Source organism: Metabacillus endolithicus (genome assembly GCF_023078335.1).
Classification (GTDB): domain Bacteria; phylum Bacillota; class Bacilli; order Bacillales; family Bacillaceae; genus Metabacillus; species Metabacillus endolithicus.
This window is the reverse complement of the sequence record NZ_CP095551.1, coordinates 179,899-205,346: the sequence shown is the minus strand read 5'-3', so window position 1 is coordinate 205,346 and position 25,448 is coordinate 179,899. Positions and strand designations below refer to the sequence as shown.

Annotated in this window: 23 protein-coding genes and 2 pseudogenes; 4 read left to right on the top strand and 21 right to left on the bottom strand. The window is 33.2% G+C overall.

Features of this window, described 5'->3' with window-relative positions; genetic code table 11:
- Nucleotides 1-111: 111 nt before the first annotated feature.
- Nucleotides 112-1,419 (top strand): replication initiation protein, encoded by a 1,308-nt coding sequence (locus MVE64_RS27020; RefSeq protein ID WP_247347420.1) that lies wholly within the window; start codon nt 112-114, stop codon nt 1,417-1,419.
- Nucleotides 1,420-2,063: 644 nt separating this feature from the next.
- Here MVE64_RS27020 and xerS read toward each other — a convergent pair.
- The 3 genes and pseudogenes from xerS to MVE64_RS27005 all read right to left on the bottom strand — a co-directional run bounded on the left by xerS (nt 2,064) and on the right by MVE64_RS27005 (nt 4,506).
- Nucleotides 2,064-3,182 (bottom strand): tyrosine recombinase XerS, encoded by a 1,119-nt coding sequence (gene xerS / locus MVE64_RS27015; protein WP_247347418.1) that lies wholly within the window; start codon nt 3,180-3,182, stop codon nt 2,064-2,066.
- A gap of 89 nt (nt 3,183-3,271) precedes the next feature.
- Nucleotides 3,272-3,693: pseudogene (hepT, locus tag MVE64_RS27010) on the bottom strand (type VII toxin-antitoxin system HepT family RNase toxin).
- Nucleotides 3,694-3,759: 66 nt separating this feature from the next.
- A complete protein-coding gene (locus MVE64_RS27005; RefSeq protein ID WP_247347407.1) occupies nt 3,760-4,506 on the bottom strand; it encodes a Fic family protein in 747 nt (248 codons plus the stop codon).
- Nucleotides 4,507-5,134: 628 nt separating this feature from the next.
- On the opposite strand from MVE64_RS27005, the pseudogene MVE64_RS27000 reads away from it, so the two are divergent.
- Nucleotides 5,135-5,389 (top strand): annotated as a pseudogene (locus tag MVE64_RS27000) (IS3 family transposase); the annotation flags it as partial.
- Nucleotides 5,390-5,423: 34 nt separating this feature from the next.
- Here the strand turns inward: MVE64_RS27000 and MVE64_RS26995 are convergent.
- The 14 genes from MVE64_RS26995 to MVE64_RS26930 all read right to left on the bottom strand — a co-directional run bounded on the left by MVE64_RS26995 (nt 5,424) and on the right by MVE64_RS26930 (nt 21,731).
- A complete protein-coding gene (locus MVE64_RS26995) occupies nt 5,424-5,855 on the bottom strand; it encodes a hypothetical protein (RefSeq protein WP_247347405.1) in 432 nt (143 codons plus the stop codon).
- Nucleotides 5,856-5,953: 98 nt separating this feature from the next.
- On the bottom strand, nt 5,954-7,510 hold the full coding sequence (locus tag MVE64_RS26990; RefSeq protein ID WP_247347404.1) for a P-loop NTPase family protein: 1,557 nt from the start codon (nt 7,508-7,510) through the stop codon (nt 5,954-5,956).
- A gap of 2 nt (nt 7,511-7,512) precedes the next feature.
- Entirely contained in the window at nt 7,513-7,815 is a 303-nt protein-coding gene (locus MVE64_RS26985; RefSeq protein ID WP_247347402.1) for a hypothetical protein, read from the bottom strand.
- Nucleotides 7,808-8,164, bottom strand: coding sequence for a hypothetical protein (locus MVE64_RS26980; protein WP_247347400.1), 357 nt, complete (start codon nt 8,162-8,164; stop codon nt 7,808-7,810). Before MVE64_RS26980 ends, MVE64_RS26985 begins: the two co-directional genes overlap by 8 nt.
- Before the next feature lie 198 nt (nt 8,165-8,362).
- Complete coding sequence (locus tag MVE64_RS26975) at nt 8,363-9,706, bottom strand: coiled-coil domain-containing protein (protein ID WP_247347398.1); 1,344 nt, start codon at nt 9,704-9,706, stop codon at nt 8,363-8,365.
- An 830-nt stretch (nt 9,707-10,536) separates the two neighbouring features.
- Nucleotides 10,537-11,130 (bottom strand): hypothetical protein, encoded by a 594-nt coding sequence (locus MVE64_RS26970; protein WP_247347396.1) that lies wholly within the window; start codon nt 11,128-11,130, stop codon nt 10,537-10,539.
- A 55-nt stretch (nt 11,131-11,185) separates the two neighbouring features.
- Complete coding sequence (locus tag MVE64_RS26965) at nt 11,186-11,926, bottom strand: M23 family metallopeptidase (RefSeq protein WP_247347394.1); 741 nt, start codon at nt 11,924-11,926, stop codon at nt 11,186-11,188.
- 106 nt (nt 11,927-12,032) lie between these two features.
- Complete coding sequence (locus tag MVE64_RS26960) at nt 12,033-13,856, bottom strand: reverse transcriptase/maturase family protein (RefSeq protein ID WP_247347392.1); 1,824 nt, start codon at nt 13,854-13,856, stop codon at nt 12,033-12,035.
- 582 nt (nt 13,857-14,438) lie between these two features.
- On the bottom strand, nt 14,439-15,593 hold the full coding sequence (locus MVE64_RS26955) for a lysozyme family protein (RefSeq protein ID WP_247347391.1): 1,155 nt from the start codon (nt 15,591-15,593) through the stop codon (nt 14,439-14,441).
- A gap of 10 nt (nt 15,594-15,603) precedes the next feature.
- The gene (locus tag MVE64_RS26950) at nt 15,604-17,958 is read right to left on the bottom strand and encodes a hypothetical protein (RefSeq protein ID WP_247347389.1); all 2,355 of its coding nucleotides are present in this window, start codon (nt 17,956-17,958) and stop codon (nt 15,604-15,606) included.
- On the bottom strand, nt 17,955-20,099 hold the full coding sequence (locus tag MVE64_RS26945) for a VirB4 family type IV secretion system protein (RefSeq protein WP_247347387.1): 2,145 nt from the start codon (nt 20,097-20,099) through the stop codon (nt 17,955-17,957). Before MVE64_RS26945 ends, MVE64_RS26950 begins: the two co-directional genes overlap by 4 nt.
- The gene (locus tag MVE64_RS26940; RefSeq protein ID WP_247347386.1) at nt 20,086-20,967 is read right to left on the bottom strand and encodes a hypothetical protein; all 882 of its coding nucleotides are present in this window, start codon (nt 20,965-20,967) and stop codon (nt 20,086-20,088) included. Before MVE64_RS26940 ends, MVE64_RS26945 begins: the two co-directional genes overlap by 14 nt.
- Nucleotides 20,968-20,970: 3 nt before the next feature.
- Complete coding sequence (locus tag MVE64_RS26935) at nt 20,971-21,276, bottom strand: PrgI family protein (protein WP_098796804.1); 306 nt, start codon at nt 21,274-21,276, stop codon at nt 20,971-20,973.
- 65 nt (nt 21,277-21,341) lie between these two features.
- Entirely contained in the window at nt 21,342-21,731 is a 390-nt protein-coding gene (locus tag MVE64_RS26930) for a hypothetical protein (RefSeq protein ID WP_247347384.1), read from the bottom strand.
- 258 nt (nt 21,732-21,989) lie between these two features.
- Here MVE64_RS26930 and MVE64_RS26925 point away from each other — a divergent pair, with 258 nt between their 5' ends.
- Nucleotides 21,990-22,514, top strand: a complete 525-nt coding sequence (locus MVE64_RS26925) for a hypothetical protein (protein WP_247347382.1) — start codon at nt 21,990-21,992, stop codon at nt 22,512-22,514.
- Between the two features lie 25 nt (nt 22,515-22,539).
- Nucleotides 22,540-22,785 (top strand): hypothetical protein, encoded by a 246-nt coding sequence (locus MVE64_RS26920; protein ID WP_212137977.1) that lies wholly within the window; start codon nt 22,540-22,542, stop codon nt 22,783-22,785.
- A gap of 54 nt (nt 22,786-22,839) precedes the next feature.
- On the opposite strand, the gene MVE64_RS26915 is transcribed toward MVE64_RS26920, so the two are convergent.
- From MVE64_RS26915 to MVE64_RS26900, 4 genes are all read right to left on the bottom strand, one after another.
- Nucleotides 22,840-23,670 (bottom strand): ArdC-like ssDNA-binding domain-containing protein, encoded by an 831-nt coding sequence (locus MVE64_RS26915; protein ID WP_247347380.1) that lies wholly within the window; start codon nt 23,668-23,670, stop codon nt 22,840-22,842.
- An 82-nt stretch (nt 23,671-23,752) separates the two neighbouring features.
- Entirely contained in the window at nt 23,753-24,010 is a 258-nt protein-coding gene (locus tag MVE64_RS26910) for a hypothetical protein (protein WP_247347378.1), read from the bottom strand.
- A gap of 46 nt (nt 24,011-24,056) precedes the next feature.
- Nucleotides 24,057-24,893 (bottom strand): hypothetical protein, encoded by an 837-nt coding sequence (locus MVE64_RS26905; RefSeq protein ID WP_247347376.1) that lies wholly within the window; start codon nt 24,891-24,893, stop codon nt 24,057-24,059.
- Nucleotides 24,894-24,962: 69 nt separating this feature from the next.
- The gene (locus MVE64_RS26900; RefSeq protein ID WP_212137972.1) at nt 24,963-25,445 is read right to left on the bottom strand and encodes a single-stranded DNA-binding protein; all 483 of its coding nucleotides are present in this window, start codon (nt 25,443-25,445) and stop codon (nt 24,963-24,965) included.
- Nucleotides 25,446-25,448: the final 3 nt, after the last annotated feature.

Sequence of the window (25,448 nt, the reverse complement as noted above, 5' to 3'; positions counted from 1 at the left end):
ACACCGAATTTATAGACTTATTGGTTACTTAATTTTAGCTATGTAACTAAGTATGGAATCTTGTGTTTTTTTGTATTATATTGGAGATAGTTAAGGTTTAGGAGGATTGAAATGACTGTGGTAACGCAAGTTGAACAACTATCTTTTGATGAAGATCTAATAGAAGCTGATCTAAAGCCATATTACTGGGTCAATCAATCAAACGCCCTTGTTAATACAAAACAAAATCTATCAATAAATGAAAGACGTTTATTATATGCACTAGTTTCATTAGTACAACCAGAAGATAAAGATTTAAAGACATATGTTTTGCAAACAAAAGATTTAGCCAATCTCTTTGGCATATCGGAGTCGGGCTTTTATGAAAGAATAAGAGAAACAGTGAATGGTTTAAACAGTAAACCTCTTACTATAACCCGGGCTAAAGAAAACAATAAATTTGTGATTGATGATATCTATTGGGTACAACGGGCAAGTTATGATGAAGGTCAAATTACGATTAAACTCTCTGATGATTTAGCTCAATTCCTTATTAACCTTAAATCATATACAAAGTACCAGCTATATAATGTTTTAAAATTAAGGTCAGAGTATTCCTGGAGAATTTATGAGCTGCTTAAAGAAAGAGAACGTTTTGGTAAAAGGATCATGGAAATAAAGGAATTGAGAGAGATGCTGGCGATTCCTGATGATAAATTAAACCTAATGAAAAATTTCCGAGCGGTAGTACTTGAAAAAGCAAAGAAGGAAATTGCTGAAAAGACAGATATTCGCTTTGAATATGAGGTACATAAAAAAGTCGGACGCTCCATACATTCATTTGTGTTTTATATCTATAAAAACCAGAAAAATATCAATAAAACGATAGATGAAGAATCTCTAGATTATGATATTCAAACCATTCTTAACCTCCTTATTACAAAGGGAATTAGACGGGAAAAAGCAGTAGAATTAGTTAAGAACTATCCGCCAAAGTACATTGAGGAAAACTTGCGTTATGTCCTGCGTATGGAGGATAAAGGGCTTGCTAATTTAGCTGGTTATATTGTGAGTGCTATAGAAAATAATTATGCTGAATCAACCTATGAAAAAGATCTTGATAACTCATTGCTGCAGTTAGCCATCGGTAATGTTGATAGTCGATTAAAAGAGAGAACGGAACAGGACATAATGGATCTAGAAAGCTTGTACGATTACTTTTTAGAAGTTATTAATAAAAGTAAGGTTAGTACCAAAGAAGAAATCGATCACATTAAAAATGAAATGCAAACAACTCTATTCAAAAAGATGGATGACATCTATGAGTATCGAAAAGGACATAGATTACCTCCACTCCTAGAGGACGATTTTGAAAAGAGCAAAATTAAGAGTTACTTCAAAAAATGGTTAACAAAGCATAGGGAAGAACTTCCATATTAAATATATATTTTAATAGTTCCCAAACTACCCAGAAGGAAATAAACATTGACAGTTTGCTAGAGGACCTGAAAAGTAAAGAGGATACTGAAAAGGTCGTTTATATCGAATTATAAGTTAGCCTCTTTAACTTAAAGTAGAACGTTAACGAGGAAAATTTTACGATTTGCGCTCATCGTTTATTAGCATTTTGTCTTAGTATTAACTTACTTGTTCCTTCTTGTGATCTCTGATTGTTATAAATCCTATTGATTGTTTTCTTCTCTTGACAGGGTAGGGGTAGCATTAACTTTATCAAACTGGGATAGATTAAGTTCATTTTGATGTGCGACCATGAATAATTGAATGTAGTCATTAAAATTACGTTCTTTTAACTCTCCATCAGACAAACCATAGGGAACTTATCTATAAAGAAAATATTCATTAATTCAACACTTAAAACATTGCTTTCAATTCAGAGTGCACAGCACCCCTTACAATATTGACAATATAAATTATATATATTATTCTATTCTTCATACAATTACTTGTACCGAGGTTCGACTGAATGTCTATTCATAACCTTTACATATAAGAGAATCTATACTATTTAAAAAGGACTAGAAATAAATTTCTAGTCCTTTTATTATACCAAAATTAATTTTACTTCATTCTAGTCTTTTTCTTCTTTCAGCTAAAGCCTCCGCCGCCTTTTTAGCCTTCTCTTGACTTGTATGAACATAAAGTAAAGCAGTAGTTTCAGAAGTATGTCCAAGCTGTTCCATTACAAGGGACAGATCTTTGGTTTCATCCATTAAAGTTGTAGCATATGTATGTCTTAGTTTATGTGGAGACATACTTCGTTTCCCTTTATTAAAAGACTTTGTATACTTTTTAACTAAGTCTTGCACCGTTCTTATAGTTATTGGGGAGAAAGACTTTTTATATTTGGACAAAAATAAATACTCATGTTCTGCATTTGTGCCTTTATACCGATTATTTCTTATACTTAGGTAGACTTCAATATCATTCATAACTTCTGCAAATACAGTAACTATATCTCTTTTATCTCCCTTTCGTATTACAGAAATAGTACTATTTTCGAAATTTAGATCTCTAATTCTAAGTTCTACAAGTTCATTAACACGTATACCGCTACCAAGTAGAAGGGAGAGGATAGCATAATCTCTTTCTTTATCACGAAGGAAATAGGATTTTTTACGTACAGAGAGTTCATTCTCATATTCATTTTTCACATAATATAAAAAATCAACATCTGAATTTTCTTGGAAGATTGAATTAGCCATCTTAATACTCCGTGCATTTAAGGATTCCTTTTCCTTTATAACAGGTATCTTTTGCATGACATTACGGTGAAATAGAGGTTCACCGTTACTATCCTCATATTGTGTTGTAAGGTATTTAAAAAGAGAGCGCAAAGCAGATTTTTTCCTATTAATGATTGATTTTGATCGAGTTTTCTTTTCATATTTAGAAACTTCATATTCTTCTTCTTCTAATTTTTTGAAATATGCCCTAGCTAACTCAAGTGGAAGATCAGCTAAAACTTCATAATGGATGTCCTTGATATGATCAGCTTTAGAAATACCCTCTTGAATTAGCCAAGTAAAGAAGTGTTGATAGTCTAATAAATAATTAAATAGGGTAGAAGGAGACCTATGGTTGTCTTCCATAGCATCTATATAATCTTTAACATATTCCGGCATTTGAGAATACAATGCTTTATATTTTTCTTTGTGTTTTTGATGTTGTCTAGTATTTGCCAATAAAGCACACCCTTTTTTGTCGAATTATGTAACTTTGTGTAAAATACAATTTTTACGAGTAGTTGTTTACATAATAAGTTTATTGTTAATTAATATAATAGGATAGATCTTGTATATTCCATAAAATCTATTAGATGATCTTCCACTAATGTTTGTAAGGTAGATAAATTCGTCACTTGAAAATCATAAACAGCAATATTTCTAAAACCTACTAAGAGCTTCATTTTTTGAACGATTGAAGAGGGGAGAATATATGCTGCTTCTAGTAAAAGTAAAAGCATCTAGACTGTTTTGTGGTAATCCAATTTTCTTTTCAGCTACAATATGCATTGCCAAATCGATACTCGTTTCACATGCCCGCTGCAAGTTAAGTATGATAGAATCTTGCTTGAGTGGTATTTTGTAGATTTTCAGGATTATCGTCATATTCTTCTCTGACTCGTTTAACACAACGTTCAATAACGTTGATTTTATTTAAAACTACATCATCCTTCGTTGAAAATAGACTCACATTCTTGAACAAAGCTTATATTATATTAAGCATTAGGATATTAGAGTAATTAAACATAACGTCACATCACGGTGTTTCAGGGTTTCTGTTAATTGCATTTAAATATAAATCCAGCGAATCCTCTACTTCTTCAGCAACTAATTGGATAAAATCAGAGTAATCCTCTTTTGTATGTGATATATCAAGTGCTTCATAATAAGCTAATCGATTTTTCACTTTAATAACAACGGGCGGAAACCCATCTTTCATCAACTCTAAATTTAACAGCAAGCGTGATGTTCTTCCGTTTCCATCGATAAATGGATGAATTCCAACAAAAATAGCGTGTAACATCGCACCACGTATAATTGGATGAAGTTTAATTCCCTTGTCGTGATACCAACTCATCATTTGAGTCATATTTTCAGAAATCAAGTAATGTGCTGGGGGAGTATGTTGTGCACCCGATATGAATACTTGTTGATCACGATAAACCCCAGCATATTCATCATCAATTCCTTTTAATACTAGCCGATGCAAATTTTTAATTTGCCATTCAGATAAGGGATCACTTTTATGTACAATATCCTCAACATACTGAATAGCATCACGATGGTTTATAACTTCTAGGTGTTCTCGCATAGTTTTTCCACCTACAGTTATTCCTTCCAACACTATTTTCGTTTCATTTATAGTGAGTGTATTACCTTCAATTGCATTTGAATTATAAGTCCATTCAAGCAACATCTTTTCTCTAAGGCTTTTTAATGTGTATTTTGGTAATGGACGTGCTGTATCTAATGCAGCCTTTTTACGATTGATTTCATCAAACATTGATTATCATCCTTTACAAGAACATAATTTTGATAAATTTAAATTATTCTTATTGCTCATCTGGATAGTAAAGGTATTTACGAAGAACAATATCTCGATGTTTTAAGGATTCACCATTAAAACGAAGCCATATTTCATCATCTGCCATACTCCATGTGTTTTACGAACGATTCCCCAACGGTTATAAATGTTTAAACCGAGGGCATTTAATAATTCATCGGTATTAAATTCTAGTAGGGGAAATACACGCCATTTTAGCCATCTTTCTAGTTCTTCTTTAGTTATAAACCCCTTGGGATTAGGGGAAAATTGTTTATTAAAACCCTTCAATATAATTAATAACGTATGGTCTGTCACTTCCAGGTGGTTTTAGATCTACTTTTGCAATAATATTATCAAAAAACATTACATCAAATTTCATATAATCGATCAATTTTATCACCTAAAATTTTCTAACATATTTCAAAATCCTTTTGGAAAAACTTTCATAAATTGACTTAATTTTATTATAGCAAACATTTGTTTCGTTTTCTATATTTAACTATTCGCAAAAACAATATTTTACACGAAGTTCAGTTTCCTCCCTCCTTTTATAAAATGATCCCTATTATAACCACCTGTTAAAAGTTCAATTAAAAATAGTACGTCTCTCAAAGGAAACTGTTATGACAACTCAGTTATGGAGAATTTCTTCGGAATTATGAATTCAGAATTCCTTTACCTAAAGGAGATTGTTATTGTTGAACAGTTTAAAAGAGAATTAGAAAAATACATCGAATACTACAATACAAAGAGAATTAAGGCAAAATTAAAATTGAGTCAGGTACAATACCGAACTCAATTTACAATGCTGCCTAATGAAATAACCGTGTCTAACTTATAGGGGTCACTTCAATAACTTCGGCTTTTTTGCTAACTTATTCAGTAATCTCTTTAATCAGTTTATTATTTACCTTGTTTAAAATTAATCGTACATCCTTTTCTTCAATTTTCCCTTTAACAGACGAAGCAACAATCACTTGGAATTGTTTTGGATATTCTTCTTTAATCTCGTACAATTGCTCAAGAAAATGATTAAAAGTATCAAAGTCTAAGTTTTGCTGCCTTGGTTCATCCATGACTAAAAAGAATGGATGATTTGTAGAATCTTCATATATCAAACTAGTCTTTAAAAGCGCAAGGTAATAAGACAAAATAATTCTTATCAATCCACTGCTTGAAGTAATATTGTATAAATTTACTCCATCAATTTTCGGATAATAATCTTCTATATCTATTTTAATCTGCTCATATATCCTGCTAATGACGGATATATTTTTTCTTCCTTTATCTTTTATCGACTTATCCAAGTTTTCTACTTTAGCTGTATCGAAACCATCTTTTAGAAAATCCAATTTGAAGAGAGTATCTTTGAATTCCTCTTCAAAAGTTTCAAGCTTTTCATTGTCTAAATCTTCACTCGCTTTTGCTTCTTTAATGCTTTTTTCAAACTTTTTATTTTTACAGCTATATTATCTTTTTCTGTTAAAATATTCTCGTACTTTCTTAGCACTTTTTTATCTTTTTCTAGTTCTTTTATACTGTTTTCAATTCTTCCGACTTCTCTTGAAAAGAAATTGTATTGTTCCATGCTCTGAGGCTTTAGTTGATCTTCATAACTATCCATCGTTTTTCTTAGCTCTTTTAATTCCAGGCGAACTAAAAATAATTTGTTCGCAACTTCTTTTTTTGCGTCTTCTTTCTTTTCCATTAATCGTTTAAAATCTTTTAATTCATCCAATAGATAATGCAGTGTTTGAACCGTATTATTTTCATTTTGAAGTTCAGAACCACATAAATGACAATGCCCAGAAGATAATTCTTCCGTCTCTTTAATATCTACATCATTCAAACACCGCGGACAAGTTTCAATAGGTAAAATACCTATGAGCTTTTTAGCAGTTTTAAGCTTATCATTTTTTTCAATGTCCGATTCAATCTTGGTTATGTAATACTGATATTGAGATATTTCTGCTTCCAATAGCTCAAGTGATTCTTCATGTCTTTTAGCAGCCATACTCATATGTCGATATTTATTACGGATTTCTTTTAGGACATTATCAACCACTCTATTTCCTTTTTCCATTTCAGCAATCTTATTTTGAAGGTCACTAACTTCATTTTTCTTATCTTTAATCTCGTTATCAATTTGCTTTGAATTATCATGAGATAATAGTTGAACGACTTCTTGCAAATCCTTTAATGAATTCATTCTTAACCTTAATTGAGAATTATAATAATCTAAAGAATGCCTATACTTTGCAACATCCGCATTCGAAAGGTTCAGTAAATATTCAAATGCGGTCTTTTTAACATCTGTAATATCATATTTAGGGTTAGTTGCTTGGATATCTGTCCAAGACTCTTGCGGTATTACAAAAAGAGGCAAAAGATTTTCGATGTAAAAAATTAAGCGTTCCTCATTATTTTCATCTTCCTCATCTTCTAAATCGTTACCTATTTTACGTATGGGTTCAAAACCTAAAAATGAGAATAGGAACTCTTGGTATGTTTGATTACCAACAATATTTTTATCTTTTTTAATCTTATAAAAGTCTTTCTTTTCAGTACGAATATCTAAAGTTTTTCCTGCATCATTTTCCTTTAATGAAACATCTCTAAAAACTATAACAGGTTCATTAGTATTAACAGCATCTCTTAAAACAACTACACGCTCCCCTTTACTTTGTAATTGCAAGTAAATTTCAGCATGCTCCAATTTTTCATCCATAAATTTTCTTAATAACAATTTAAAGTTGATAATTTCTCTTTGCTTTTTACCATATATGGCTTCACCGTTCAGTCCATATACAATGCTTTCAATTAAGGTTGATTTCCCTAAAGTATTCTTACCAAAAATCATATTCACTTCACTAATATCATCTTCTACTAAAAAGCTAAGATAACGACCATATTTTTTACCGCTCTTTGCTATAATTCGTATTTTAATTGCTTCAATAAACACATCTACTCACCTTCAATCCCAAGCATTAGTGATGGAAAATGCTTTCTTATATAATCATCAATTCTTTCATTTGTTGCATTTTTAGGAAAGATAGCATTAATAATTTCCATTCTACTTACCCAAACAGGCTCTTCTTCTATAATTTGTTCTGATATATCAATACCTAGCTCTGTTAAAGTCAAACACATAGCTTTTTTACTTTTATTGAAATTAGAAAAATGAACTTTTATCAGCTTTTTGCTCACCATATAATTCAAGATTGCATCATATCGGTGGTCCCAAGGACCTCGTATATATTTAATCATTGGAGAAAGGGCTCTTTCTTTCAGTTTCATAAGGTTTAAGTTTTAAATTGTCCAAGATTTGAGGCTTCTTTTCAATTTCAATCACTCGTTTTAAATAGAATGGATAACGAATAAGAAAATCAAAAAAAGAAAATTTACCTCTTCCATATATAGTAGGGTTGCTAAAATAAGATTCATTAATAATGCCGCAAATCCGAATTAAGAGCAATATTCTATATGCATGGAAATTATAATCATCATCAGGTTGGATGTATTCCGTTTGCTCTTCTAAAGGAACTGTTTCCATCATCACATCATTTTTAATTAAGATATCGAAAAAATCTTCAAACGAACTATCTTTCTTCTCCATACTACCCTTACCTTTCTCTGTGCCATCTTAAGAAGCACTTTGCTGCCATGTGGAACATTTGACCATAAACTACATCAAGGTCAACAACGAACTTCTTTATTTTTACTAGTGCATTAAATTCGTCCAAAGCTAATTTAAGTTCTTTTTTGAATTTAAGGTAAAATCTTGCTGAAGTAATTTGACTATCCATTTGCAACTCTAAAACAGCATCATTACATATATCTTCCACTTTTTTTCTAGCTTTTTTATTTCATCATATTCTCTATGAAAATTTTGAAAATTAAGTCTCTGCAGATACAATAAATACCTACATCTTAATTCAGTCGCCGTTTGGAGCATGTTATTTCTCATTTCTTCATCTAAGCCTTCAATTTTGTGGAATTTCATTTCCAACTTACTTTGATGCTCATTATTTTCTTGTTTTATAAATTCTTCCACTTCTTCAGGTTCCACTCTAGGCATCTCAAATAAATGATACTCTGGTTCACTTGTTGTTGATTGAAGCTGACTTTCAAGTCGATTTCCCCATGAATCAATATCTTTTCTGAGTCGATTTTCAGAACCAAAGACATCCTGACTCACACTTGAGAATCCTTGCTGCACTGTAAGTTTTAATCCATCAAATTTTTGTAATATCTCATTATCAATGCCTGAGCGTATAACATCATCGGTTTCACCAAGAATCTTTTCTAACAAACTATTATCAAGAAATCTTAGTTCCCGTTTTTCTTTTACAGCTTTAAAATTAATTTCAGAAAGCAGCCTTCCAAAATATAAATCTATTCTATTTTCGGCTTTTGAAATATCAATCAGCGCCTCATTTACCTGTTCTTTTAATACATCAATTGATTGAACAGCATCTATACTCTCAAAAATCCATGAAATTCGGTTAGTAAAATCACTTATGATTTCATCATCATCTATTTTTGCTTCAAAGGTCGCAGAAAGGTTCTGAAGGACTTCAAGTTCTTTGTCGAGCTTCTCAATTTCTAAACGCAATTCCTCATTGTCAGAAATAGCTATGCTAATTTTCTCTTGACGAGTAGATATCTTTTTCTTAATTGCTATTTCCATTGATTCTTTCTCATCAACAAAAACTTCTCGCAAGATTTCCTTGGTTTTGTCAATACACACATTTTGAATTTGCTGATTCGTTTGCAAATTCCCCTGATAAGACATCCATTTTTCGATTACAGTATCACGATTAGAAATATGCGTATTTGTTTCAAATACATATTCCCCTTCATATCCTTCATAAATCAGATGAAGTAAAAAATAATTATAGAAAGACTTTTTGATTTCATCACTATTTATATTCAGTGCCGAAGAATAACATTTCAATTGTGTAAAACGGACTGTTTGTTCCATCAAATTAATTTCTTTGATATCATCATCCACTTCACAATATATAGTGATAGATTTCTTACTTTTATAGTTGTTTAGCCACAGTAGCAATGTTTTCAGATACTGATAAACAAAACCTCGGTTAGAACCAGGAGCATCTGTATCTTTTTTGAAAATTATTAGTTCGTTAGTAGTCATCTATTCTATTCCCCCGCCGAACACCTGTAAAATTATAGACATTTTCCCTACTATTTTACCATATTAAGACAAGATCTGAGTGCCAATATTTTTCAATTATCGAACAATGTTTGAATATGGAGACTAAAACTACTTTACAAGATGGCATGCTTGTCCTATGTCGACATACATTTATATTGATAACACCTTTATGTGTTTATTCCCCAAAATAATAATTCAGGAGCGGTAATAATGAACACATATCAATTACAAGAAGATGTCATTTTAAGGAGATTCATAAATGAAGAAAGTACAAATTATTATAAGAATATGTGAATTAAAGAAGAAGCAAAGCAGACACATTTCGTCCCTTAACGTGTTAATAATACTTATCGCTCTTTCCTGACAAAATAAAAAAACGTCTAAACTCAGTAATTTCAATAGTTTAAGACGTTTTTTATAGACAAATTTAGTTGTGTTAATTGATATTTTACACGTAGTTTATAGATCTATACCAAGGAATTAACTGTTTTGGCATTTAGCACTTACACTATGTTAATAGCAATGCTAATAGTTGAAAAATACACTCACTCTTAGCCAAGATAAACAAGTAAAGAGCCCATGGGAATGAACAACGTATTATTCCTGCAAATACATAAATTTGGCCATGAACTAGCAACATCATAAGAATAGATAAGTTTGAAAGCTAAAATAGCAATTGAAAAATATATAAATATGTGCTATTATTAACATATCCTAAAATTTTTTAAGGGATGTTTTTTCATCCTCTTAAAATGTGTAACCAAAAAAGCGGCTCTTTGGAGTCGCTTTTTTGGTTTTTATCTACTATCTCATAGACCTTTTAGGTTCTCTTTTACCTGGTCAACAAAGTTTTTAGGACTATTACTTATATAGTATATTCTTTCGCTATTAAAATGATCTGTTCCCACCAATTGCAAATCTATTTTTGCAGTTGATATCTTATTATCATTGTAAATAAGTTGAAGATTTATATCTTGATCATCCCTTGAAAAAGATTTACCTTCTGCCATATGAGATTCCCAATTCACTTCAATTAATTTTCCTTCTCTGTTAATTTCTCTTATTATTTGAAGAATTACATCCTCACTCGAAGGGTCGTCACTATACTCAAACATTGATTTAGAAAGATTCTCAGGTAAAAAAAGTGAAGAAAAATACTCCCTCTCTTCTTCTATCAACGTAGCCGCCATAAAGTCAATAGTATTACCAACAGATTGAAATTCTTCTATGATTTCAACATCATAGTCATAACCAGCCTCATTATGATCATGGTTATGATTATGTTCCTCATCTGAAGAATGTACTAAACTCTCGTCTAGTACATTCATTAATTCTTTCCCTTGTGCAATATCAGCCGAGTTAGTTTTAAAAAATAATAAATACACTCCAGCACCAATAACCATTAAAACTATATATCCAGTAAAGAATAATATAAATTTCTTAATACTTCATCACCTACTAATCTAATTGCAGGAATTCTGATCCTATTGGATCAATAGCGTTTGATTGATTTGTTGACCAATCCCCTTTACGAATTTCAAAATGAAGGTGTACACCTGTAGAGCTACCTGTTGTTCCTTTTATACCAATCACTTGCCCTTTTTGAACTGTTTGTCCCATCTGAACCCTTCTACTACCAGTTACCATATGAGCATAAACCGTAGTATAAGTTTCACCTTCAATATTATGTTTTATCATAATACATTCTCCATAACTTGAAGATGTATAGGACCTAACTACAACGCCATCTGCAGAGGCTACAATAGGGTCTGTTGAAGCATTTGAACCAATATCAATACCAGCATGTAATTTCCCCCAACGAGGACCAAAAGGACTTGTGATGGGCCCTAAAGAAGGTCGCATAAATTTTCCTTTGGTTACTTCTGGAGTACCACCAGTATTTGAAGCAAATAATTCTGCATAGTGTACAACCTCATCTACATAAGCATTCGAATGGTTATAGCTATAAATCGCTTTACGTTTATCTTCTAAAAAACCATTATCCTTTAAAAGGTGTGCGGATGAAAAAACTGCATCCCATATGTTCCACATATCTGCCACGCCATCATTATTCCCGTCCGTTCCATATCCTCCCATTCTACTAATATATGAAATGCTCTTTTTATTACTTTCTGATATATTACCTTTACCATTACCACTACATGTAGGATCTTGCCAACCAACCCAGGTACAAGGCATGAAGTAGAGTAAGAACCCAGCGCCTTGGCATATTTCTATACTAGGTTTCCAAGAACTCCTCCCCGAACCGTACGTACACCTCTCGGCGTATACGGCTCTCCACCTATCAATCTAACTTACCGTTGTGTAGATCGAGATGACACTTCTTACAGAGCGCCATCGTCTTACGGTTTCGTTCAATCATACGCTTTTCCCATCTTTTTTTGCCATCAAGGTTTTTTAGTTTCTTAATGTGATGGATTTCTAGTTCTACATTTTTTGAGTAACACCATTCGCATTGACCTGCAAGTAATCTTTCGATTAAACCTGTTCGGTTATAAATAATGTTCCTTGTTTTAGAAATCACATCAACATCAGAGTATGAAGATGGGAGTAATTGTTTTTTGAATCCATCTTTATAGAAGTAAGCAATTTTACTGCCGTTGGCAGTATCATACCTTACCGCAAAGTCTCCGTTTATACTGTATTTTCTATGAATTTTTCTTACACTTGATTTGTATTTATTAGCGAAAGTTTTGTACATGCTGTATTCCATGATGAATTTGAATCCATCTAGCTTATATACGTTATTCGCTAGTTTGTAATAGTTATACAAACCCCTTATTTCAGCATTATAGATGGTCAATATTTCAAGGTCATCATTTTGTAAAAGATGTGCTCGATGTGTAGACTCCCATTTGTTTGTTTTTTTATCTATTTTTAACGCTTTATATTCGATTAATTTATTACGCCAAACTTCATGAGGTAGTAATAGTTCACAGCTCATTGTTCTTGTTCTTTGTTTATGTCCACTAGCCGTGTATTTTGTCGTTTTATTATCATGACTAATTTTGATGTCATATCCAAGAAATCTTGCTCTTTTACTAGAATGAGTAATGAGCGTTTTTTCTTGAGACAATTCAATTTTCATTTCTTGATTGAGAAAATTACTGATGTCATGTTTTATTTGCTGACAATCTTTTTTACTACCAATAACCCCAATAATGAAATCATCGGCGTATCGCACGTATTGTATTCGTTTGTAGTTTTCGTCCATAGGGTCTTTATAGGGTAATTCCATCATGTGATTTTTCAACTCGTCCAAGTGTTGACGTGCTTCTTCTTTTTCTATTTCATCCATTTCAGACCATTTCTCTTTATACCTAGCATTCGCACGGTAGAGTCTGGCTTCACGTGTACGATACTCTTTTAGTCGTCTTCTTCCTTTTCCTTTATCAAAGTTCTCCTTGTAAGACATGATAAATTCATCAAGTTCATGTAAATAAATATTTGATAGGATTGGACTGATAATACCCCCTTGCGGAGTACCACTGTACGTTTTGTGATAGTGCCAGTCTTCTAGATAGCCAGCCTTCAGAAACTTCCAAATCAGATTGATGAATTTCTCATCTTCAATTCTTCTTTTAAGTAGTGTTATTAACTTGTGATGATCAATATTATCAAAGAAACCTTTAATATCTCCTTCGATAAACCATTTTGCTCCGGTAAATCTGTCTTTTACTTGCATGAGTGCTGTATGACAGCTTTTTTCTGGTCGAAACCCATGAGAATGTGGAGAAAATGTTTTTTCATACATCGCTTCGACTAACAACCTTACTACTTCTTGTACGAGTTTATCTTCGAAAGATGGTATGCCTAATGGTCTTTTACCAGTTTTCTTTTTTGGAATGTATACCCTTTTGGACGGTTTAGGTTGATAACTACAATCTTTCATACTTTCAATTAATCGTTCTATACGTTCTAGACTCATCCCATCAATGGTTTGTCCATCGACACCTTGTGTCATATTGCCTTCCTTCGCATTAATCCTTGCGTAAGCCATTAAATAGAATTCTACATTATAAAGATTTCGATAGATTCGTTCGAATTTGTAATCTTTGCGTATTGACTGTTTTTCTAGACTGTCTAACACAGTGTTTGGACTTCTCATAGAGCCTTACGCTCCTTTCCAATTTTAGTTAGACTTGATAAGCTGTTCCCCTTCGCCATGTAATGGGCTTTCCCCATCTCGGACTACTACGAGAACTCCGTTACCATATCAGATATTCAGATACAATTTATCATAGCTTTTATAAAAGCGTTCTGACGTAGGTAATCACCATTTAGCACATATAAGAACAAGCTTGATATAATGTCGGATATGACGTTCGCCCTTTACTACTTATTATAGTTGGTCAACGATAGACTACTCACATCTGACATACAGTTAATCAGTGTGTATTTCGTAATGAGTCTCCAATTAGCTCATACGTTTCGTTGTATAACGTAGGTAATCATCTTCCGTCATAGGTGGGCCAATAACCCCCTCGGACTGTCATTCAAGCAGTTTAGCTTTTATCCTCGTTTACATCATTTCACTTCGCTATTCAGTCGTATCGTGATGATTCGATAACTTATAGCTTTCCAAACATGCTACACTCCCCGATATTTGGTTTCCCTCACGGATAAGTTTGGTAGTGATAGGCTTTGTAGTCTTGCCTACTCCATGCAAAAGGAGATTTCTTATATGACCTTATGGTCGCACCTGCATATGGCCTTCAGCTCCCACGTATGATATCATTGGGTCCATAGTTGAGAATCGAGTTTCAATAAAATGATGTGCCGCTAGATAATTCCAGTCAACTCCATATTTTTTATTAGCAGCTATATATATTTCCATATATTCTTGTGGAACCATCATACCCATTCCATTTTCTATAAAGACATCGAAATAAGATCCGGTATATCCATCCATATGAATACCATTTTCTATAAGTGAGGCTACCAATAAATTGATATCATCATCTTTAAATTGTAATGACGTAATTGTACTGTCAAACTTCTCGTAATTCTTTATATTATTGACTGTATCGAGTTGCCACTCCTTAACCAACCGCTTATAAGTAGTCGTTTTTGTATTTCCTTCTTTGTTTTCACTTTGCTTTGCGAATTCTCCATTAACATCAACTTCTTTATAGTAAAAAGTATCAAGAGTATTCCAAGCATGAGCGGATTTTAAGAATTCCCTCTTTACAGTTTCTTTTTCAATAATTGTTTCGGTTTCAATATGTTTATGTTCTTCTCGTTCAGAACAAAATGCACTTGAAATTTCCTCCCTAGTTTGACATCCTTCGGTTCCCATATTGGGATAAGTGTAGGTGGTTACTTCAGTTTCTATCACCTTTTTTATCTCATAAGTATCTTCATGGGTTTCATATTCAAAATCTGGTGCAAGCCCGTTAACAATTGGTTCAGGATCAATTTCCCAAGGCTGTTTATCTTCCTTTAATATTCTAACTGCATCTATGGCAGTAACTAATTTAAAGGGAGGTCTATATTGCTCTAACTCACTAGAATCTAGAATAAGTTGATTAATCTGTTTCTTTGCTTCTTCCGGTGTGATAGGTGAATCATCACCGAACCATTCAAGACTAGGAGCAACTATTAAAATTGCACCACCGATAATAGTAATAACTAAAAATACTATAGTACCTGGTATTCCTATTAGTGCTACAAGACTAAGGAAAGCCTTTAATAAAAGTTTACCTATATATAGAGCTAATTTCTTTAAAACTTTTAAAAGTACTTTCCTAATTACTTTCTTTACTAACTGTTTAACTTTTCGTTTAGCGTATTGTTTGGCATACTGCTTAGCATTTTCTTTCGTTTTTTCCAAAGCATTCCCCATCTATATAACCTCAATCTTTCTTAGGAGGGAAATTATTGTTATTTGTAGGTGGAACTATTGGTTTGTTAGGAATTAATGTTGAGTTGTCCCCTTTATTAATTTGGTTATTGTTAGGTACTATCGGTTGAGTTGGTGGTACTTTTTCACTCTTATTTGGCATTGAACCCTGTTGATTCATATTAGGCAAAGGTTGCTCATCTATTTTAGGAACCAAATTAGTTCTAATTGGTGGTTCATTTGAATTTACCTCTGACGTATTACTGTCGATAAACGTGCTAACTTGTGGAGTTTTCACTGAATTATCAACCTTAAATGTTTGAACGTCCATTTTTCCATTATTAGGACTTTGCACTTGTTGTGTAGCATACTTTTCAGAAGTAGGATTCATACTTATAACACCCGTATCACTAGTTGTAATCTTATGATCCTGCATAACCTTAGCATCTTTAGGTAGACTCGGATCTCCCGGGCCGTAATTAGATATAGGTGTAAGAGTATTGTTTGGACCTTTCTCAGCTAAATAACTTCTATCCCTTTCTGTAACAACTGAGTAGTCTACGCCTTGATCAAGTCTACCAAGTTGCGGATTTGCTACACCTTTACCCATTACACTTGTGGCAGCATCTGCCCCCATTTGATAGCCAATACCTCGACCATAAAGAGCTTCACCCATGACACCACCTGCACGCTGTAAAGTTTCTCTACGAGCCTGTGGGTTGTTTCTAAACTGGGGAGAAACCATTGCATCTCCTGTTGCTCTCCCAAGGTTACTTGCAACAGTTCCAACATTACGACCAGCTTGTTGCAATGGGTTCATATTTTGCTCACGAGATTGCTCCCGGTTCATTAACGGATTTTCCTCAAAATTACCTTTTATTGATTGACCAAAGTTCTTTGCTTTGTCAGTCATTCCTTTACCGACACCAAAACCAACGACTCCAGAACCGTATCCAGCACTTTGTCCCATATTGGCACCCGCTTCAGCCATAATGTGTTGACCAAAAGGACTTACACCTAATCCAGTTGCATTTCCTCCCATTCGCCCTATAGCTGATCCAACCCCACCTGCAACATGCCCAACCGTTCTCATACGTTGAGTGAATTTACTAGGATTTGAACTAACGTTTTGAACAGCACCTCCATATTGACGCTCCTCATTCATTCCCATCATAGGGTTTAAGGAATTCATTGCACCTCCAGATTTTCCGTTGTTCATGGCCATCATAGACATTCCAGCGTTTCCTTTACTGCTTTGTCCTCCTTTCCCTGAAGATCCATCAAATAACCCTTTACTCTCTGCATAACCATTTTTAACTCCATTCTTTATGTCACCTACCGCTTTAGCTCCATGCATAAGAGAACCAAAGCCGGCAGCAGTACCAATCATGGCTAACTTTCCACCACTCTCAGAAGTAGCCCCCATTGCAAAACGAAGTGACTCTGAAACTGGGATAAAGATAGATAAAGCAATAATATATGTCAACCAATCTGTGTTGCTATCAAACAACCAGAAATACAACCAAAATATTGCTGCATGAATAGTTTGAGCAATTGTTTGTGCCCATAACTCCTTCATAGCATAGCTTGTAATACCTTGTAGCTTAGGAAAAAATATAGTTGATATCCATACAGGTGCTAGAAGTATTAACCCGCTAATCATAATTAAGCGTTGAATATAATAAGCTTTAAACCATATCGAAACTCCTAGTGAGAAAAAGGAAACGATAGCATCCTTTATCCAGTTGTCACCTTCTCCAGAAGATAAATCAGTAAACTCAATCTTTTCACCAGCTGTTTTCCCGTCTTGACTAGTCAAAACAGTAGCTCCTAAATCTCTTAGACTAACTGGATCAGTAATACCGGTTTCAAACATTTGTACAAAATAGTGATTTAAAGTAAAAAATGAATTAACAAGCGGGAAGAACTGAAAAAGTAAAACAATCCCCAAGATAACCTTCAAAAAATTATCTGTTATGTCAGATTTCATACTTGAGGAAAATTTTGCATATCCATGTTGAATCCCCATCATGACAATAGCACCACAGAGTAAAAAACCAACAACAAACAGCATCATGTTAAATCCATTATATATAGCACTGTTATATTGCTCCTGTGTATACAATCCCCATATCTTCCCTGCTCCTTGATAGAAAATATAATAAGCGGGTTCATGTAGTCCTATGAATGGCTCTAATATCCATTCAAATAGTTTTGAAAACATGAAAGCAAACGGCTTTTCGTACCACTTACTTTCAGCAGCGTGTGCAGCTGAACCAGGGAAGAACATCAACAATAAGATCAAAATGAACGCAATTCTTTTTTTCTTAGCTGATTTTAACTGTTGTTCAAGTGTATTTAGTGTCATACTAATGACGCCTCTCTAACTTCTTCTTCTTCCTGCTTGTCATACTCTTCTAAACCTGGTAGAAGACCATTATTTATTAGATAGTCCGTATCAGTATCAATAAACCCACGCATTTCATCACTTACTTGTACTTTTACATATGCAGAAGATCCACCAACACGAAGTATTCCTTCCCCTTTAGTTTGGGAATCTTCTGATTCAGCAGGCTTACGACAAATGATTTGTAGTTCACCCTCAGACAAGTTAAAAATTGACTGCAATTTTCGTTTTTCCTCATCATCAACTGAACCTAATCGAAGGAACAATGCACTTGTTGCTTGCTTTACAACTGCTTGTCCATCTGAATCTTCTAAGAACGGATTTAAATCCTGTGTAATAATATCTACACCCGCCTGATACTTACGACTACGGCGTGCTAGTTCCTCAACGAATTGCATAGCACCATCAATTCTTTTCATTCTCCATGCTTCCTCGATCTTCAAGCGTTTTTTAAATCTACGTAAAGAAGGCCTCTTAACGAAGTATTCCCATCCTAATAGTGTAAGGACATGCATGATAATGTCGTATATATCAGATCCTTCTACAGCTTTCATGTTAAAGTTTACCCAACATATATCATCAAGTAGGTTATCGATTTTCTCCCCATTAAACTGGGTTTCACCATCGAGAATTTTTCCATCTGGTCGATCTCTTAGGTATCCTCTTAATACCTTAATTAATCTTCTCGCATCAGGATCAATAATTTCTTGATATGAAAAATCATGCAGATTATATCCTAAGGTTGTATTCTTTAATATTTGTTTGTAGATATCAGATAGGGTAAATTCAGGTTTACGTTGTTTTTTATACGTAATATCTCCATTTGATAATCTAACTGGAGTTTTTTCATTTTCATACAGTGATTCTGGATTCTCTGTAATACCCCATTCTTCAATTACATCCATAATTGCTTTTTTTAATAATTCCTTTTCAAGAGAAGAGATTCCATCTAACAACTTATTGTAGAACGTTATTAATCTACCAACTTTTGAACCTATTGGTACGATAACTTTTGAAACTCTTCTTCCATTTGGTAAAGTCTGTTCAATTTCTTCTTCGGTCAAAGCACAAATATTAATTGTACAAGATCCACCTTCACGTATCTCAACCTCTTTTCCGCCCATAAGTACACATATAGGTCCATTCTCCCCATCAGGATCAATACTAAAGATCCGATATCCTAGTAATACTTGTGAACTGGAAATATACTTGTTACTGAATGATTTACCAGAACCAGAGGCACCAACTATAAGAGAAGAATAGTTATCTAAGTAAGGGGCAAATACATTTAAAAATTCCATATTTTGATTGTGTAAATTCGCACCAACAGGTACACCACCGCTGAATGGAATTTTAGAAGAATAGAATGGAGAAGCAGCAACAATTGAAGTCCTATCAAAGAATCTTCTATCAACTGTTGCGGTAAGTCGATTACCCGAGAATGGTAGAGCTGATAACCATCCATCCTTTTGGCGAGCGTACAACGGTCTCAGATTATGTTCGTTATGTTCTAAGGTATCTTGGATTAACATTCCTATGTTATCAAGGGTCTTGTCGTCCTTTGCAAATAACGTAACAACCATTGTACCTAAGAAACCATCATTGTAACCATCACTAATCTCATCCAGCAGGCGTTCTGCGTTTGATCTTGCTTTTAGAGCTTCGTTTTCCTCAATATCGTTTCCTGACTTTCTCGCTTGAATAACACGAGAACCTTCGTCTGTAACTGCATTCTTATATTTACGAGTCGCTTGGTTTTTAGTGAGTTTAGTAAGGTGAAACGTTATATTACTAGCTCCTGCACGATACAATGTCTCTAATTCTCCTGTAGATATAGAGGTATTACCAAAATCTAAAATGTAGGACCTAGAAGAATATTCTGCACCTGCTCTTTGGTCACATTGGTATGCACGATCTTTAACATGTTCAGGAAAATGCACACCTGCTGAACCAATTTTATCGAAATAACTTTGTCTTGCTACAGCGTGTAAATCCTCTTTAGCTTTTTTTCCTTTTTTACTTGCTCTACTCTCTTCTTGTTCTATATCTTGTTCTTCTGTTAACTCAGGCGATGCAGCCTTCTTCTTTTTAAATAGCCCCATACTCTGTTGTCTCCTCTCCATATTCTTCAAATCTAACTTTAGGTTTTGATTCTTTCCCCGTAACAAATGGTGATAAAATACCATCTTTCTCAATAAAACGGTTGAAATGTTCAATGCTCCCTGTTTGTTTATTTACTGAAAAATATAATGCCTCATAAAGCTGTCTTTCAGAACAGATATTACTTCTTCCGCCCATATTGGCATAGTTACGTACAATAATTTGAGCAACTCGATTGAATTCATTTCTTACCTTTAAAATAATTGAATCTTCATCTAGATCTTCTAAGAGCTTTTGGTCGTAATAAAGGTCAACAGTAAAATAACTATGGTAATCAAACTCATCTACTGTTTGTTGCCAATATTCCATGTACGGGAAGAACATCGTTTCTCCATATCTCTGTGCAATCGGATTTAATTGTTCAAATGACTCTTGGTATGGTTTTAATTGTTCAGACAAGTCAATTGGTCTAGATTGAATATGAATCCCTACGTTAACTTCACGACCTGGCCCTAAGTTAAGCTGCGCTAATAATTGCTCATATGATAAATCAGTCGTTTGTTGTTCATTCATACTTCTTAGTAAATAGTTAATTGATTCAGTTTTAATTAATCCTATAAAGTGACGGCTCTCACCAGCTTCATTCAGCTCTACTACTTCACCATGAATCCCTTTAACCCCGATCAATTCTTGGAAGTTCACTTTAAGTTCTTGTGTGTCTTCACTTCCTCGTTTTGTTCCTAAATTATTCTTTTTAGATTTCCCTCGTTTTTTAAAAGGGTTAAATGGATATGGTTTTCCCATGATTGGGTAACCAAAGAAATATATTACGAGACCAATTAGTACAATCATTATTAAATTAGTTAACATATGTTATTGCCTCCAGATACCTGTTTGAGATTTCTTAAACTTCGAAAGAAATATAAGATGTTGATCGTAGTAGTATCCTGATTTCCCATTCTTTAAAAATGCCAAAATCAGAAAAGGTGCTGTTATTGGCAAAGTCAATGCACAAAGAACAAATCCAACAATAAATGTGAATCTTCCTGAAAATAAAATCTCTGAAGCTATTGATAGGTAAACTAATGCAGCAAATAAAATGTAAGTTGCTTGTCTCCACGAAACCCCTCTAATGCTTTTCCGTTCCGCTTCAGTATTAAACGGCATTCTAGTACGCATATAAATTCCTCCTACTCTTTAAAAAAAGACCTTACAAGTGAAGTGTAAGGTCATACTATTATTGTTTAGCTCCCACTACCAGATTGAGTAATAACATAGTTTGCTAGGTCAGGCGCTTTTAAAACAAGAATAATTCCTACTATTGCACTAACTAAAGCAGAAATACCCAGTGCTCTTTTAGCTGAATTCCCCATTGAAATACCAATCATAATCGCAGCAAGAACAATCGCAATAACTATTACTACTGCTCCAATTATACGAATATTAGTAATCCATCCTGTTAAGATAGTATTGATAGTAGTCACATCACTACCTCCAGACCCACCAGGAATCGTCGGAACAGTCGCTGAAGCACTCTCTACACCAGTAAAGAAAATAAGTGTACTCATAAATGCGAATACAAAGGCGTAGGGAATAACCTCTTTAACGAATTTTTTAATACTAATTCCTTTCATAAACTTACCTCCATATAATATTTGAAAAAAAAGACGCAAAACAACCCTTTTTAAAAAGGATTATTTTGCGTCTTCCGCCTAAATAATCGCATGAATGCGAAAATATTAAGTTGTCTTCATTCTACAAAAAAAGGTCATATATGACAATACTTTTATTACAGAATTTGTTGTATGAGGTAAAATGATACTGTATAATTAGTTTAATTGCTACATTATACATTTATATGTATAATTAAAATGAACCTATGAGGTGATACTATGAGAATATTATTAGGTTTAGGAATATTTTCTGGAAGTTTATTTTTATTTTCTTTGATTCCAGAATTCATGAACTTTATGATAGATATTGGTGTTGTACCTAATGAGCCTAGATTTCGAGATTCATTTTGGTTTCAAATACAAGGTCTATTTGTTTTATGGGTAATGCTTTGGATCATTATATGTTTGGGTTATTTTATTGTTGTCTTATCTGGTGGATACTTTGATTTTTCTTTACATCATAAAATCAAAAAAGCTAAAAAGAGAGCTATTAAAGAATTTGGAACAGATTTGCCTTACTTTGGATATCTTTCAAAAAAACTTATAAACGGATTTTACCTTGATGTATCTAATTATCCAAAGATGATTACAATGTATTACCTCTCAGAAAAGGGCAATATGTCGTTTGAAGATATGTATAGTTCAACAACAAAAGAAGATCGCCAAAAATTATACCTAGATGCAAAAGAATATTATGGTTTACCTGAAATGTCAGAATATGATTTACTATCACATGTCAAGTAAAACCATTTTAGAGAAGAGGTCATACATGGAAATGGAATTTGTTTTCAGCAAGAGTGTACTAAAGAAATGGGATATATATAAAGAGCTAAGCGGAGAAAGGCTTTATTACTGTTTTTCTAATGATCTCCTAGGGAGAGATTATATACTTGTTTGTTTAAACGACGAAACGGAGCCTGAGCTAGTAATATCTCAAGAAAAGTTCAATACTGACTATACCTATATAGGCTATCACGATGAACATTTACATTTTCACCCAGCTTTAATAAATTAAAAAACCAGACTTCTACTCAAGAAATCTGGTTTTTTTCTATTTTATACAAGCTCTTTATCTTCTATTGCAACGTAAGTATCCTCGAAGTCTCCTAAGATTCGATGTACAAACCCTATTAATTCTTTCTCTACTTTTATCAATTAATTCATCTGACCTACTTCTTCCATAGGAAGCAATATACCCAAAAGAATTTTCAGAAGTGTCTATACCTAAAGCATGACAGGTCACAAATCCAACACATTCAGCTTCAATTTCTCTCACTGCTTTACTCGGAATGTTATTTCTATCTGCATGTAATAACCCATGACCCATTTCATGAATTAGAGTTAACAACTTATGAGACGTAGAATTTTTAGAATCAATGAAAATATCTTTTTCCTTAATGCGGTAATAACCATCAGCACCCTTACAATCTGTAGTTTCTGTTACAGGAAATGGGCTTATAGCTTTGATTTTTTCATAAAGATCCGTCTCTCCATTTAAAGTCTTGACATATTCACCAATTGAAGGGATAGGTTCACCTTCTGTTTGAGATATATCGAAAACATATATTGGACGAAATAACATAAATTCTTCATCTTCCTCATGTTCATCGTTTTTTCTGGTGATTTTCATAGGAGCTAAAATCATAATCCCTTTCTCTCCCTTTTTCACATACCTTCCTCTTTTTTTCCATGTTTCAAATCCAGCAACAAATGTAGCACTTGGTTTTTGAATCCAGATCAATAGTTGATTTCTGAAAGAGTAATTGTGGAATGATGCGGAAAATTTTAAAAAACGTTGAAAGTTAGAACTTTTAGCAATATCTACAGCACCCTTTTTCACTAATTCAAAAGCTTCCTTCACTTTTTCTTGACGATTAACCTTTGTTTTTGTATTTTTCATTATATTTCCTCCTAAAAATGTGCAATAAAAAAAGACCTTTCATATGCCGCAGCATAAAAAAAGTCTTCCTAAAGTGTAATATTTATTTGTTTTCTTCCCCGATACCTAGCTGTTTAAAGTAATAGTCTACAGCATTACGAGCCTCTTTAAAGAATTTAACACCTTCATCTAGCATAGTTTTAGCCTGTATAGGATCAAACTCACTTAAATCTTTATACTCCCCAACTGTCTTAAAATAATGACTGTTCTTATCTACTTTCATCATAAGATAAGGTCCCTTGTCACCATAATCTACGAGAATATAAAAGAAATCCGCCTTTTTAGTAATTTCAGTCGGCATGTCATCCCCCTTACTAACTTATCCTTCTACATTCCTCACAAAGATACTAAGCATAGCGTTTAGCTTGTGCTTTTTGCATTGAAATGTACTGGTAGGTTTCCATACTCTTTCGTTCTATTTCAATATCCATTACAAAGAACTTCAAAGGAATATCTACTAACTTCCTAAACTTCTCTATTTCTTTGTATGATAAGAAACCCTTGATTATATATTCTTCTACTTTCTCCATAGATATTTGTCCATACTCCAATAAGAAATGTGAACCAAATTCTTTAAAGATAGATTCTACATCATAAACAACATCTTTCTCCCTAAGTTTAATAGTTCCGTAATTACATTTTAGAGTTCCAGCTTGTTTAAGCATAGGACATTTTTCTATATCTAGTAAAGTATTACGATATTTTTCTTCCAACCTATCAAAATTCCTTTTTTCAGATTTGAATAATTCTGCCATACCTTCTAATGATGTATCGAATAGGAATTCTCTTTTAACCACTTCATTTTTGCCTTTTTTATTCAAATAAATTTGAGCAAAAAATTCTTTCGGATAGGAATAATCTGCAAGTAAATCAACTAGATCCTCATCATTTTTTATGAACGAATACTTCAGTTTAACTACTTTATGTAGTATTCCTATATCATTTAAAAGCCCTTTAAATGCAACAGTATCAGTTTTATAAATGGGATCTCTAACAAACTTGGCCACAATACCATGAAATTCATTTCTTCTTGTTTCATAATTAGAGAATGTTTTTCTCATAGTATGCTTTAGTTGGTCAAGGAACTCTTTAGAACTTTTCCTTCTTTGATAGATACCATTTAAGAATAAATCTTCCATTAGTTTAGCAGCACCTATTAATTGTAATTCTTCGTTTTTAGACATAAATCCTTCCTCCTATAAAAAAATATAAAAAGGAGCAGCTAAAAAGCTACTCCTTTCTCGTTATAAAAATCATCTTCCAAACGGGTTTGTATTTCTTTGCTCAAAAGGGTTAGAACTATAATTCTGGTTCTCATTACCTCTTTGAAATGGATTATTACCTACTTGTGTATAATTATCTTCCTGGTAACTGTTTAGTTGACCTTGTTGGTCAGAAGAATTATTTTGATTATTACTGTTACCTTGATTATTGCTGCCTAAGTACTTTACAGATTCTGCATGAAGTTCATTAAACGTATACTTTTTATTACTGATCTCTTGTTTTACAGGTTTAATTGTTCCGTTAACGAAAACTTGTCTACCTGTATCAAGATACTTACATGCATTAACAGCATTGTCTTTCCATAAAGTTACCTGCAGATAATCAGTTCTTTTCTCTTCTCCTACCCAGTAATTATGAGCAATATCTAAATTTGTCACAGGAATTCCTGAGTTCGTTTTTCGAAGCACTGGTTTTTTTGTTAAATTCCCGATTAGTTCAAATGTATTCCACATATA